Consider the following 12,710-nt stretch of genomic DNA (forward strand, 5'->3'; position numbering starts at 1 on the left):
CCCAGGCGGGCCCGTGGCCGTTGTCACTCAGACAGTCACTCGGTGGGACGGCCTGACCGCGATCCAGATAGTAGCTACGCTGCGCAATGCTGAGGCAGTCGGCCCCGGGACGCCGTCCTCCATAGGTGGCCGTGTGATCAGGAGCGCCGGATCAGGAGAGAGATGAAATGTAACCAGAACCCGAGCAAATGTAACCAGCTCGTGGTTACATTTGCTTATGAGCCAGCATGTCGACGAGTTGGTCGCACGTCTCCGCGCGGCCAGAGGCGACTACGACGATGTCGAGGTCAAGTCGGCGGCTGGAGGGCTGCCGCAGTCGCTCGCCTCCACCCTGAGCGCGCTCGCAAACCATCCGGGCGGTGGGACGGTCATCCTCGGCCTTGACGAGACCACCGGCTTTCGTCCGGTGCGCCTACCAGACCCACAGGCTCTCAAGCAGGGCCTCGCCAATAAGGCCCGCTCGTTCTCGCCGCCTGTCCAGCTCACGATCAGCGACGCGGAGGTGGATGGGGTACCGGTCATTGTCGCCAGAGTGCATGAATGCGATCCGTCGGCCAAACCGTGCCGGGTCACGGCATCGGGCACGGCATACATGCGGGGGTACGACGGGGACTTCCCACTGTCGGATCTGGAAGAGCAGGCATTCCTTGCCGCCCGGAAACCACCGCTCTTCGACCGGCAGCCCGTGACAGGCGCCACCCGCGAGGACCTGGATGGCGACCTTGTCACAACGTTCCTACGTTCGGTCCGCGAACGGGATCCCCACGGCCTGGGCCGTTTCCCTGACGATGCCGAGCTGCTCCGGCGTGCCGGAGTGACTCTGCCCGACGGCACGCCGACCGTCGCTGGGCTGCTGGCTTTGGGCGTTCATCCACAGGAGTGGTTTCCACGCTTCGTCATCCAGGCTTCTGCGGAGCCGTTGCCGACCGATCCTGCTGGTTCTCGGGCCCGCAATCAGACGACGATCACGGGAGCCATTCCTCGGATGTTGGAAGAGGCCCTGGCATGGGCACGCCGCACCTTCGACTCAAGCGTCGTGTCGGCGCCGGACGGAACTGTTCGCGATCAGCCCGCTTATCCATACATAGCTTTTCGCGAGATCATCGCGAACGCCCTTCTCCATCGCGACCTCGATCACTGGTCGGCGGGCATGGCGGTGGAGGTCCGACTCCGCCGCGATCGATTGATCGTCTCCAATCCGGGTGGCCTCTATGGCATCACCGTAGATCGACTCGGCCGGGACGCAGTCACCTCCGCCCGCAACGCGCGACTCGTCTCCATCTGTCAGCACGCTCGCACACCGGAAACTGGTGGACGCGTGATCGAGGCCCTGGCTACCGGCATCCCGATCGTTGCCAACGCCCTCGCTGAGGCGGGACTTCCGCCCGCGAATTACATCGACGCAGCCATTCGGTTCACTGTCGTCCTCCGGCAACAGGCGGCTCCCGTCGGCCGTCCGGGTAGCGACCTGAACGAGACGGAGCTACGCGTCTACGACGCCTTGGCGATCGGAGCACGGAGCGTCGCTGACCTCAAGCAGGAACTGAACCTGTCCGCACCCAACATCCGCAAAGCACTACGCGAGCTGCGGTCGAGAGGGCTCGTCGAGCAGTTGGGCGGGAAAGGGCAGTCGACAACCTATCGACAGCTCTCAGAGTAAGGCAGTTCAAAGCTGACCGTAGATGTCCAGCGCCAGCACTCTGCACAATGATTTGCTCGAGGCATGTCGTCGACAACGGCCTTCTTCAACAGGTGGGCGGTACTGGGTTCGAACCAGTGACTCCTCGCTTGTAAGGAGCCATGATCGGCTATGCAGCGCGGTCGACGTGCGTGGGAGCCTCGTTCGCCTCGCGGCATGAGGCCCGCTCGACATGGGCCTAATGGCACGTCGATGGCACGCCAGTGCTCAAGAGCGTCGACGCTCACGAATCCCCGCCTCGATCCGCAAGCCAACGCCGATCAGGGCCATGATCCATAGACCAACGAGCCATGGCCACGAGGGGGATCGTTCATCGAAGATCAGAATCCCGAACGATATGGCGACACCGGCGACCATGGAGACAGTCCCAATGTTTCGGACCACTTCATAGTCCTCGGGGACATTGGTCGGCGAACGGTGGGGCTGGAGGTCCTCGGGCTCAGTCACGGCGGAGAGCATCCCACATGGGATCGAACGGTAGGAATCCCTATCTCGCGCTCCGCCCTGCCTGACGATCTTACGGCAAGGGGGTTGGCTGGGGTGATGTCTCGTCGTGGCTCTGGGACGTCGTGGAGCCGTCGTCACGTCTCTTCCTTGTCGGACGACAAAGCTGCGTGGGCAGCCTCGGCCGTATGCAGGACGTTGATCCATCCAGGATGGTCGAGATAGGCGTTGTCTGGAGCGACAGGGCCAAGGTCATCAAGGACGCGAAAGAGGGCATCAACGACCGTCTGCATGAGGTCGGCTTCTCGTTGATCAAGGAAAAGGTGGGGGATCAGTGTTCGTGCGCCGTGTTGGTCGATGAAGGTGTCGTCGATGAGCCAGTGCACGGCAGCGGTGAGGTCCGGCCATCTTTTCCCTGATCGCCAGTGTTGGTCCTGGTAGTCACGGTCACCCAGGGCTCGTAGTGCCTCGAGCACGTCCTGGCGTCGCTCTGGCCACTGCACCCGTTGTTTGACTGGATGTTCTTCCTCCACGGGTGCCAAGCTAGTGCGGGCTTGTCGATGTCCCGTTGTTGTATGCGTGGTGGTCGGCGATGAGGGCCCGGTAGATCACGTCTGACAGGTGCCGTTTCAGGACGCGGAAGCTGCCTTTGGTGGTGTCTCGGATGGTTTCCTGGCGTCGCGCTCAGACCGCAAGATCGCCGATTCCATGAACGACAAGATCAACCAGAGCAACCCGGACGACGACGATGGATCTTCAGGAGTGCTCGCCCGCGTGAGCTAATGGCACGTTAATGGCACGAAGCCCCGTTCCATGATCGGAGACGGGGCTCTTTCTACAGGTGGGCGGTACTGGGTTCGAACCAGTGACCCCTCGCTTGTAAGGCGAGTGCTCTACCGCTGAGCTAACCGCCCCTGATCGGCACTACACCTTACGACACCAAGGGGGCCGATCGCACATCCACCGTCCACCCGGGACCCAGCTCAGGCCGCCCGGCCGCGCGCCAGCCCAGCAAGGCGGCGCCCAGCATGCCCGCGTCCACCCCCAGCGCCGCCGGGATCAGCGGGGGTGCCTCGCGGAAGGTCAGGCGCTTGACCAGGCGGGTGCGTACGGGGTCGAAGAGGGCGGGACCGGCCTCGGCCAGGCCGCCGCCGAGGACGATGACCGACGGGTCCAGCAGCAGCGTGTACGTGGCCAGGGCCAGCGAGAGCGCCTCCACGGCCTCGTCCCACACCTCGATGGCGATGGGGTCGTCCGAGGTGACGACCTGCTCGGCCTTGACGCCCTCGACGCCCACCCGCTGGCTGTAGCGGCGGCCCACCGAGGCGGCCGAGGCGTACGTTTCCAGGCAGCCGAACTGGCCGCACGCGCACTGCTCGCCGTCGGGGAAGACCGGCGTGTGGCCGATCTCGCCGGCCCAGCCTGAGGAGCCCCCGTACGGTTCGCCCCGGATGATCGAGGCGCCGGCGATGCCCGTGCCGATGGGCAGGAACAGGAAGTCGGACAGGCCGCGACCGGCGCCCAGGATGCTCTCCGCGAGCCCGCCGGTGCGTACGTCGTGCCCCAGCATCACCGGGATGTCCAGCGTGGTGAAGGCCGTGGCGGGGACGTCGCGCCATCCCAGGTTGGCCGCGTAGACGGCGGCGTCGTCCGACACCAGCCCGGGCACGGCCAGGCCCACGCCCGCCGGGACGCCGTCGCCCGCGGCGGCGAGATGGCCGATGAAGTCGGAGATGGCGGTCACGACCGCCTCCGGGCCTTCGGCTCGCGGGGTGGGGCGCCGCTCGCTCAGCAGCACCACGCCCGAGTCGCTGACCAGGCCGCCTTTCATGGACGTGCCACCGACGTCGAGCGCGACGACGAACGTACTACTCATAGCGGACACGAAAGGAGACGATAGCGCAGGTCAGTGAATGTATGGAAAGCCCCTCTCGAGGAGGCGGGCCCCAGGGTGCTCCCCCGGTGCGGGCCCTCCCCCTGGTCAGCGCATGCGCCATTGCGGCCCAGGTTCCGGCCAGAGGGCGCTTCCGAGCGTGCCGGGGTTCCCGGCGATGTGCGCCGATCTCAGCCGTCCCACGTGGCCCCCAAGGACACGAGACGGGTGCTGTGGAGTTTCAGAGCCTCAGGCCCGGCCGAGGACCCGGTTCAGCGCCGCCTCGACCTCCGCCGACAATCCCGGCGGCGGTTCCACGGACCCGGTCAGAGGAGCGCCCGAGCGGGCCATCCACACGGCCCCGCAGGACCGGCACTCCACTTCGCCCAGCCGGCAGATCAGCGCCGTGGACCCGCACGTCCCGCACGAATCCAGATCCAGGTCGTGCAGTCGTTGGCAGTCCGGGCAGATGAGCACCTGGGACTCGTTGCGCACCCCGCGCTGCCACGGGCTCGCGCCGCGGACCGGGTCCGTCTGCCGGGCCCCGCAGCGGTAGCAGGGCATCGTTCCCTCCGAAGTCAGTGAATGTCGGCGAGTGCCTTGACGTAGTCGGCGACGTCACGTGCGGAGGAGATCGGGTTGACCACCGACCACCGGATCACGCCCTCACCGTCGATGATGAAGGTCCCCCGTAGCGCGAACCCCTTCGACTCATCGAACACACCGTACGCCTGAGCGACCTGTCCGTGTGGCCAGAAATCAGAGAGCAGCGAAAAGGTATAACCCTCGCGATCCGCCCAGGCACGGTGCGTGAACACGGAGTCCACGGAGACGGCCAGCACCTGGGCGTCCTCGAACGGATGATCGCGCAGCGCGGACAGCTCGTTTCCGCAGATGCCACTGAAGGCAAGCGGATAGAAGACCAGCACGACCTTCCCGCCCCGGAACCGGGACAGGCGCACCGGGGTGCCGTGCTGGTCCTGCAGCTCGAAATCCGGAGCCTGGGCGCCGACCTCGGCAGGATGTGCGTTCACGGGCATCATCCTGCCGCATGGCAGGCGCTCGGGCTCCCTACCGTCGGCCCTTGGGCGTCACGAGCCTCGTCCCGGACCAGTCGGGTGCGGCGGAGATGCTGCTGGTCTGCGAGAGACCCGCGGTGGTGGCATCCTCCCCTATGTCGCTCGGCTCCACGTGGCCGTCGCGTCCGGCCTTGGGAGTAAGCAGCCAGATCTGGCCGCCCTCGGCGAGTGCACGCATGGCACTGGTAAGAGCGTCGAAGAGGTCTCCGTCGCCGTCGCGCCACCACAGCAGCACCACGTCGACGACCTCGTCACTCTCCTCATCCAGTAGCTCGTTGCCGGTCAGGTCCTCGATGGAGTCGCGGAGTTCGTCGTCGACGTCCTCGTCCCAACCGATCTCCTGCACCACCTGACCCGGCTTGAGGCCGAGTCGTTCGGCCAGGCCGCGCTCGCCCTGCGCCTGACCCGCGGTCGCGCTCACGTTTATCCCTCCTGCTTGAGTGGCCCCGCTTATGCGGTTTATCGCTTCGGCACAGTCCACACGCTGTGACCCTCAGTCGTCAACGGTCGCCACGGGTACGGCCGTAGTCGGCCAGAATCAATCAGACAAAAACGACAGGCGAACCTGGCGTTGCGGGTTGTCGACGTTGAGGTCCACGAGCACGACCGACTGCCACGTGCCCAGCGCCATACGCCCGCCCACCACCGGGATCGTGGCGTACGGCGGCACCAGCGCGGGCATGACGTGCGACCTGCCGTGGCCGCGCGAACCGTGGGCGTGACGCCAGCGGTCGTCGGCGGGCAGGAGATCGCGCAGGGCGGCAAGGAGGTCGTGGTCGCTGCCCGAGCCCGTCTCGAGCAGCGCGATGCCGGCGGTCGCGTGCGGCACGAAGATGTGCAGCAACCCGTCCTCTCCCTGAGCGCGCACGAAGTCGGCGCATTCGGCCGTGATGTCGTGCACCGTCTCTTGTGAACCCGTGGCCACAGAGATGATTTCAGATCTCACAAGGAAATCTTACTTAGGCACGATGAGGGCATCGGGGCCGGGAAACACGAGGCCGGTGTGCCCGTCGTCGAACCGCACCATGTACGGAGGCCCGCCGTTCTGGCCCTGGACCTCCACGATCACGCCGCTCCTGTCCCTTTCGCCAACGGTACTACCGTGCACCAGGAGCCGGTCGCCTACCGTCGCATTCATACCTTCCACATTGGTACGCGGAAGGCCATACGAAAAGAGCCAATCCCAAGATCGAGGGATTTTTGCCGCACCCTCCGGCGGGAGGAAGAAGCATGACCGAATCGTTACGCTGCGCGGACGCCGCGTGGCGGACGCCGCCGCCGGCTCGTCGCCAGGCGCCTTGCGGTGCCGCGGCGCGCGCAGCGCGGTGGTGTCCCCGGCGGCGACGGCCTGAGCGACGGTCCGGCGGAGGACGCCTTGCATGGAGTGACGCCACGACTACTGATCGTCCTGCTGCCGGAATGGAACGCATGAGCGATACCGGGCGCCCGGCAGGCAGCCACGACCACCACGTCACACGATCTCACTGGCGACCGCGTCGCCTCCTGGCGAGAGGACCCCACCAGAGCCGCAGGCCACGGCATGCGGCTAGACTCCCCCACCACGCCGCCCGCGGGCCCAGGATGAGACCACCAGCATTCGAGCGAAATTTCGTTCATTTTCCCGTCTTGTTAAATTGTCCCCTGGATGTAACCTTTGATGGCGATTCGTCCTACCATCGGTGGTCTAGGCCATCGAGGCCGTCCCTGCCAGCAGGGACACTCTGGTTACCAGCCAGTAGAGATGCGTTTTCTACGGCTAGCGACCAGGATGGAAGGCGACCCAGACCAGACATCAGTCATTCTCGGAAGGCGAGACCCAGTGGCTTCCGGACGCCAGCGATTCTCGATCATCAGCGACGGCCTACCCAGCCAGCTGCCTGATGTCGACCCCAGTGAGACCAATGAGTGGCTCGAGTCTCTCGACAACGTCGTCAAGACCGAAGGCCGCACCCGAGCCCGCTACCTGATGCTGCGCATGCTGGAGCGGGCCCGCGAGCACCAGGTCGGTGTGCCGGGCCTGCGGAGCACCGACTACATCAACACGATCCCGCCGGAGCGCGAGCCCTGGTTCCCGGGCGACGAGCACGTCGAGCGCCGCATCCGCGCCTACATCCGCTGGAACGCGGCGATCATGGTGTCCCGGGCCAACGCCCGCACCAACGTCGGCGGCCACATCGCCACCTATGCCTCCGCCGCGTCGCTCTACGAGGTGGGCTTCAACCACTTCTTCCGCGGCAAGGACCACGGCGAGTCGGGCGACCAGGTCTTCTTCCAGGGGCACGCGGCACCGGGCATCTACGCCCGCGCCTTCCTCGAGGGCCGGCTCAACGAGTCGCAGCTCGACGCGTTCCGGCAAGAGTTGTCGCACGGCTTCCGCGGCCTGCCGTCCTACCCGCACCCGCGGCTCATGCCCGACTTCTGGGAGTTCCCCACGGTCTCCATGGGTCTGGGCCCGATCGGCGCGATCTACCAGGCGCGGTTCAACCGTTACCTGCTCAACCGCGAGATCAAGGACACCAGCCGCAGCCACGTGTGGGCGTTCCTCGGCGACGGCGAGATGGACGAGCCCGAGTCGCTCGGCGCGATCGGCCTGGCGGCCCGCGAGGAGCTCGACAACCTCACGTTCGTGATCAACTGCAACCTGCAGCGGCTGGACGGCCCGGTACGCGGCAACGGCAAGATCATCCAGGAGCTGGAGTCGTACTTCCGCGGCGCCGGCTGGAACGTGATCAAGGTCGTGTGGGGCCGTGACTGGGACCCGCTGCTCGCCGCCGACGTCGACGGCGTGCTGGTCAACCAGATGAACACCACGCCCGACGGCCAGTTCCAGACCTACTCGGTCGAGTCGGGCGCCTACATCCGCGAGCACTTCTTCGGCTCCGACCCGCGCCTGCGCAAGATGGTCGAGCACCTGACCGACGACGACATCCGCAAGCTGTCGCGCGGCGGCCACGACTACCGCAAGGTCTACGCGGCGTTCAAGTCGGCCCGCGAGCACGTCGGCCAGCCGACCGTGATCCTCGCCCAGACCATCAAGGGCTGGACGCTGGGCAAGGACTTCGAGGCGCGCAACGCCACGCACCAGATGAAGAAGCTCACCAAGGCCGAGCTCAAGGAGTTCCGCGACCGGCTCTACCTGCCGATTCCGGACTCGGCGCTGGAGGGGGAGCTTCCGCCGTACTTCCACCCGGGCGAGAACGACCCGGAGATCCAGTACATGAAGGAGCGCCGGGCTGCGCTGGGCGGCGTGCTGCCCAAGCGGGTCATCCGCGCCAAGCAGGTCAAACTGCCCGGCGACGAAGTCTACGGCGGCTTCGCCAAGGGCTCCGGCAAGCAGCAGGTCGCCACCACGATGGCGTTCGTGCGGCTGCTGAAGGACCTCATGCGGGACAAGGAGATCGGCCACCGGTTCGTGCCGGTCATCCCGGACGAGGCCCGGACGTTCGGTCTGGACGCCATGTTCCCGACGGCGAAGATCTACTCGCCGCACGGCCAGACGTACGAGGCCGTCGACAGGGAGCTGCTGCTGTCGTACAAGGAGGCCGTGCAGGGGCAGATCCTGCACGAGGGCATCAGCGAGTCGGGCTCGATGGCCTCGACCATCGCGGCCGGCACCGCCTACGCCACGCACGGCGAGCACATGATCCCGATCTACATCTTCTACTCGATGTTCGGCTGGCAGCGCACCGGCGACTCGATGTGGCAGATGGGCGACCAGATGGGCCGCGGCTTCCTGATCGGCGCCACCGCGGGCCGCACCACGCTCAACGGCGAGGGTCTGCAGCACGAGGACGGCCACACGCCGCTCATCGCCTCGACCAACCCGGCCGCGATCTCCTACGACCCGTCCTGGGCGTTCGAGGTGGCCCACATCGTCAAGGACGGTCTCAGGAGGATGTACGGCGACCAGCCGGAGAACGTCTTCTACTACCTGACCGTCTACAACGAGCCCTACCTGCAGCCCGCCCAGCCCGCGAACCTGGATGTGCAGGGCCTGCTCAAGGGCCTGTACAAGTTCGCCGACGGGCCGCAGACGCAGGGTCCGAAGGCCAACATCCTGTGCTCGGGCGTGGCGGGCCCGTGGGCGATGGAGGCGCAGCGGCTGCTGGCCGAGGACTGGGGCGTGTCGGCCGACGTGTGGTCGGCCACGTCGTGGTCCGAGCTGCGCCGCGAGGCGCTGGTGTGCGAGGAGCACAACCTGCTCAACCCGGACGCCGACCAGCGTGTCCCCTACGTCACCCAGGTCCTCTCCGAGGCCCAGGGCCCGTTCGTGGGCGTCAGCGACTACATGAAGGCCGTGCAGGACCAGATCGCGCAGTGGGTGCCGGGTGACTGGTCCTCGCTGGGCACCGACGGGTTCGGCCTGTCCGACACCCGCTCGGCGCTGCGCCGCCACTTCCACGTGGACGCGGCCTCCATCACGCTGGCCGTGCTCACCAGGCTCGTGAAGCGCGGCGAGCTGGACGGCGAGGTGCTGCGCGAGGCCATCGCCCGCTACCACCTCAAGAACGGCGTCACCGAGGCCGGCGGCGCCGAGAGCAACGACACCCAGTCCATGGGCGTCTAGACGGTTCGCCTGCGGCGCTCCCGCGAAATTTTTCGCGGGAGCGCCGTCATGTTCCGTCCCCGTCTCCGTTTGACTGGTGAGGCGGCACGTTGGGAGGGGTACGTGCCGCCTCAGCCGGTTTTGGTGCGCAGTCGCGTATTGTGGGCACTACTTCCCCCCGAGAGACGAGGGGAAGTTTCTGCTATGCGACGCGTCCTAGCCGCTGTGCTGCTCGTGATGGCCGCCGGCTGCTCAACGGCACCTGCCGAGCCGGCCACGCAGGGAACCATCGCCGAACCCGACCCGATCGATTGGGGCCCGTGCACCGATATCAAACGTCCTGACGGCGAGCCGCCGGCCCGCCAGGACGCCTCGGTGCGGTGCGGGAAGCTCGCGGTGCCCCTGGACTACGCCAAGCCCGGCGGCGAGAAGATCGACCTGGCGCTGATCAAGCTGCCGGCCACCGGCAAGGGCACGAAGCTGGGCTCGGTGGTGTTCAACTTCGGCGGTCCGGGCGCCTCGGGGGTGGACACGCTCGACCAGGCCGCCAAGGCGCTCACCTCGCTGCGCACCCGCTACGACCTGATCAGCTTCGACCCGCGCGGCGTCGAGCGCAGCTCCGGGGTGCGGTGCGGCGACGGGGCCGAGATGGACCGGTTCACCTCACTGGACACGCTGCCGCCCAACGACCGGACACACCGGGAGAGCGCGGCGGCCAACAAGGAGTTCGCGGCGCTGTGCCGGGAGAACGCCGGCAAGATCCTGCCGTACGTCGGCACGGTGAACGCCGCCCGCGACATGGACCGCATCCGCGCCGCCGTGGGCGACGCCAAGCTCAACTACGTCGGCATGTCCTACGGAACCCAGCTCGGCGGTGTCTACGCCACCCAGTTCCCCAAGAACGTGGGCCGCATGGTGCTCGACGCGCCGCTCGACCCGACGGTCACGTTCGAGCAGCGGACGCTGGCCCAGACGCGCGGCTTCCAGAAGGCGTACGAGAGCTTCCTCAAGTCGTGTGTGAAGAACCAGTGCGCGATCGGCAAGGACCAGGCCACGGCCAACACCAACGTCGAGAACCTCATGAACGAGCTGGCCGCCAAGCCGCTCAAGGTCGGGAACCGCGAGCTCACCCAGGGCCTGGCCTCGACGGGCCTGGCCGCCGCGTTGTACTCGGAGATGACCTGGCCGTTCCTGGAGCAGGCGCTGAGCGACGCGCTCAGGGGCAGGGGCCAGGCGCTGCTGTACCTGGCCGACACCTACATCGGCCGCGACCAGGACGGCACGTACTCCACGCAGATGACCAGCTTCCCGGCCATCACCTGCGTCGACACCGCCGAGCGGCCGACCGAGGCCCAGGTGCGGCGCACCGAGGAGGCCGCGCTCAAGATCTCGCCGCTGTTCGGCGGAGAGGGCTCGGGCGGGCTGTGCCGGGTCTGGCCGGTCAAGGGCAGCGACCAGGCGCGGCACGTCGACGCCACCGGGTCGGCGCCGATCGTGGTGATCGGCGGCAAGGGCGACCCGGCCACGCCGTACGAGTGGGCGCCCAAGCTGACGGCCCAGCTCAAGACCGCGACGCTGGTCACGTACGAGGGCGAGGGGCACGGCGCGTACCTTTCGGGCAGCAAGTGCGTCGCGGGGCTCGTGGACGCGTACCTGATCGACGGCAAGGTGCCGCAGAAGGGCGCGACCTGCCCGGCGGCCTAGTCTGTGGCGGGTGAAGGACTACGAGTCACGAATCGAGACGGAGGCCGCGCGCCTCGCGGAGCTGTCCGGGCGGGAGGGCGGGCTTTCGGTCCCGGTGCCCACGTGCCCGGGCTGGACGATCGCCGAGCTGATCACGCACGTCGGGCGCACGCATCGGTGGGCGGTTCACGTCCTGCGCAACCGGGTGCAGGAGCGGATCTGGTCGCGTGAGGTGCCCAGCGGGCTGGCCGAGGGCCAGAGCGGCGACGCGGACTGGCTGCTGGCGGGGGCCGGCGAGCTGCTGCGGACGCTGCGCGAGACCGACCCGGAAACGGCGGTGTGGACCTGGGGCCCGGACAGGCGGGCGGCCTGGTGGCCGCCGCGGATGTTGTTCGAGCTGGTGATCCACCGGGCCGACGCCGAGCTCGCGTTCGGCCTCGACCCGGTGGTCCCGGCGGCGACCGCGATCGACGGCATCGAGGAGTTCCTGCACAACCTGCCGTACGCGGCCTGGGTCACCCGGCCCCTGGCGGACCTCGGCGTGGAGGGGGCCACGATCCACCTCCACGCGAGCGACGCCGACGGCGAGTGGACGATCGTCCAGGGCCCCGCCGGGAAGATCGAATGGACGCGCGGCCACGCCAAGGGGGACGTAGCCGTCCAGGGGCCGGTGAGCGAGCTGCTGCTGATGATGTACGGCAGGCGCTCACCGGACGCGCTCACCGTGTACGGCGACCGCGCCCTGCTCGACCGCTGGCTGACGGCGGCCGCCTTCTGACGGCGGCCGCCTTCTGACGTGGTGGCCCTGGACGCGCCGCCGCTCGGCGATCGGCGGCGTGTCCAGGGCGATGGGTGAGTCCGCGCCGTGGCACCGGCTCCCGTAAATCACAGGAGGCGGCCCGGCGCGGCCGGTGGCGTGCCAGGGGTCGGCGGGGAAGGCGCTTCCCCCGGCCCGCCCACGGATCACCCTCTGCGGTGAAAGACCCCGAAGACGTTGCCGGACGTGTCACGCAGGTAGGCGAAGTCCGTGCCGGCGCCGTCGTCGATCACCTTCGTGATGACCTTGCCGCCGAGCGTCTCGCTCTTGGCACAGGTCTCCTCGACGTCGGCCACGTGCACGTGGAAGATCGCGTGGCTGGGGAACTCGCCCTTGGTGTTGTAGAGCCCGCCCGCCGGCTGCCCGCCGCCCGGGTAGCTGATCAGCCGGTAGTCGATCGGCCCGTCGTCACCCGCGAACGTCCAGCCGAACATGCCGCCGTAGAACTGCTGGGCGCCTTCGGGGTCGTCGGTCGCGACCTCGAACCAGGTCACCGTGTTGTCCATCGTCGTCTCCTTGCTTTCTCGAACAAGACAACGATCTAACGTCTGAGCGACAACCCTATGTCG

At 67.5% G+C, this 12,710-nt stretch carries 14 protein-coding genes and 1 tRNA gene; 5 read left to right on the forward strand and 10 right to left on the reverse strand.

The window, feature by feature from the left end:
* The first annotated feature begins 217 nt into the window (after window positions 1–217).
* Window positions 218–1,660 carry an ATP-binding protein gene (locus tag ACIBX3_RS08380; RefSeq protein WP_397114498.1) on the forward strand — a complete coding sequence of 481 codons (1,443 nt, stop codon included), beginning with the start codon at window positions 218–220 and terminating at the stop codon, window positions 1,658–1,660.
* 246 nt (window positions 1,661–1,906) lie between these two features.
* Here ACIBX3_RS08380 and ACIBX3_RS08385 read toward each other — a convergent pair whose 3' ends face one another.
* Both ACIBX3_RS08385 and ACIBX3_RS08390 read right to left on the reverse strand, forming a co-directional pair.
* Entirely contained in the window at window positions 1,907–2,146 is a 240-nt protein-coding gene (locus ACIBX3_RS08385; protein WP_397114500.1) for a hypothetical protein, read from the reverse strand.
* Between the two features lie 134 nt (window positions 2,147–2,280).
* Complete coding sequence (locus tag ACIBX3_RS08390) at window positions 2,281–2,676, reverse strand: hypothetical protein (protein WP_397114502.1); 396 nt, start codon at window positions 2,674–2,676, stop codon at window positions 2,281–2,283.
* A gap of 88 nt (window positions 2,677–2,764) precedes the next feature.
* Here ACIBX3_RS08390 and ACIBX3_RS08395 point away from each other — a divergent pair, with 88 nt between their 5' ends.
* Entirely contained in the window at window positions 2,765–2,926 is a 162-nt protein-coding gene (locus ACIBX3_RS08395) for a hypothetical protein (RefSeq protein ID WP_397114504.1), read from the forward strand.
* Window positions 2,927–2,985: 59 nt separating this feature from the next.
* On the opposite strand, the gene ACIBX3_RS08400 is transcribed toward ACIBX3_RS08395, so the two are convergent.
* The 7 genes from ACIBX3_RS08400 to ACIBX3_RS08430 all read right to left on the reverse strand — a co-directional run bounded on the left by ACIBX3_RS08400 (window position 2,986) and on the right by ACIBX3_RS08430 (window position 6,476).
* Window positions 2,986–3,057 (reverse strand) — tRNA-Val (locus ACIBX3_RS08400).
* A 17-nt stretch (window positions 3,058–3,074) separates the two neighbouring features.
* Window positions 3,075–4,019 carry an ROK family protein gene (locus ACIBX3_RS08405; RefSeq protein ID WP_397114506.1) on the reverse strand — a complete coding sequence of 315 codons (945 nt, stop codon included), beginning with the start codon at window positions 4,017–4,019 and terminating at the stop codon, window positions 3,075–3,077.
* Window positions 4,020–4,265: 246 nt separating this feature from the next.
* Window positions 4,266–4,580 carry a hypothetical protein gene (locus tag ACIBX3_RS08410; RefSeq protein ID WP_397114508.1) on the reverse strand — a complete coding sequence of 105 codons (315 nt, stop codon included), beginning with the start codon at window positions 4,578–4,580 and terminating at the stop codon, window positions 4,266–4,268.
* Window positions 4,581–4,594: 14 nt separating this feature from the next.
* Window positions 4,595–5,056 (reverse strand): peroxiredoxin, encoded by a 462-nt coding sequence (locus tag ACIBX3_RS08415; protein ID WP_397115015.1) that lies wholly within the window; start codon window positions 5,054–5,056, stop codon window positions 4,595–4,597.
* Window positions 5,057–5,087: 31 nt separating this feature from the next.
* Entirely contained in the window at window positions 5,088–5,516 is a 429-nt protein-coding gene (locus tag ACIBX3_RS08420) for a DUF3052 domain-containing protein (RefSeq protein ID WP_397114510.1), read from the reverse strand.
* Between the two features lie 117 nt (window positions 5,517–5,633).
* Entirely contained in the window at window positions 5,634–6,041 is a 408-nt protein-coding gene (locus ACIBX3_RS08425; protein ID WP_397114512.1) for a secondary thiamine-phosphate synthase enzyme YjbQ, read from the reverse strand.
* Between the two features lie 9 nt (window positions 6,042–6,050).
* Window positions 6,051–6,476, reverse strand: coding sequence for a DUF1918 domain-containing protein (locus tag ACIBX3_RS08430; RefSeq protein WP_397114514.1), 426 nt, complete (start codon window positions 6,474–6,476; stop codon window positions 6,051–6,053).
* Window positions 6,477–6,914: 438 nt separating this feature from the next.
* Between ACIBX3_RS08430 and aceE the strand changes: the two genes are divergently transcribed.
* The 3 genes from aceE to ACIBX3_RS08445 all read left to right on the forward strand — a co-directional run bounded on the left by aceE (window position 6,915) and on the right by ACIBX3_RS08445 (window position 12,102).
* Window positions 6,915–9,662 carry a pyruvate dehydrogenase (acetyl-transferring), homodimeric type gene (aceE, locus tag ACIBX3_RS08435; protein ID WP_397114516.1) on the forward strand — a complete coding sequence of 916 codons (2,748 nt, stop codon included), beginning with the start codon at window positions 6,915–6,917 and terminating at the stop codon, window positions 9,660–9,662.
* 183 nt (window positions 9,663–9,845) lie between these two features.
* Window positions 9,846–11,345 (forward strand): alpha/beta hydrolase, encoded by a 1,500-nt coding sequence (locus ACIBX3_RS08440; protein ID WP_397114518.1) that lies wholly within the window; start codon window positions 9,846–9,848, stop codon window positions 11,343–11,345.
* Window positions 11,346–11,355: 10 nt separating this feature from the next.
* Window positions 11,356–12,102 carry a maleylpyruvate isomerase family mycothiol-dependent enzyme gene (locus ACIBX3_RS08445; RefSeq protein WP_397114520.1) on the forward strand — a complete coding sequence of 249 codons (747 nt, stop codon included), beginning with the start codon at window positions 11,356–11,358 and terminating at the stop codon, window positions 12,100–12,102.
* A 185-nt stretch (window positions 12,103–12,287) separates the two neighbouring features.
* On the opposite strand, the gene ACIBX3_RS08450 is transcribed toward ACIBX3_RS08445, so the two are convergent.
* The gene (locus ACIBX3_RS08450) at window positions 12,288–12,647 is read right to left on the reverse strand and encodes a VOC family protein (RefSeq protein ID WP_397114521.1); all 360 of its coding nucleotides are present in this window, start codon (window positions 12,645–12,647) and stop codon (window positions 12,288–12,290) included.
* Window positions 12,648–12,710 lie beyond the last annotated feature (63 nt).

The sequence above is a fragment of the Nonomuraea sp. NPDC049480 genome, assembly GCF_044465905.1.
Taxonomy (GTDB): Bacteria; Actinomycetota; Actinomycetes; order Streptosporangiales; family Streptosporangiaceae; genus Nonomuraea.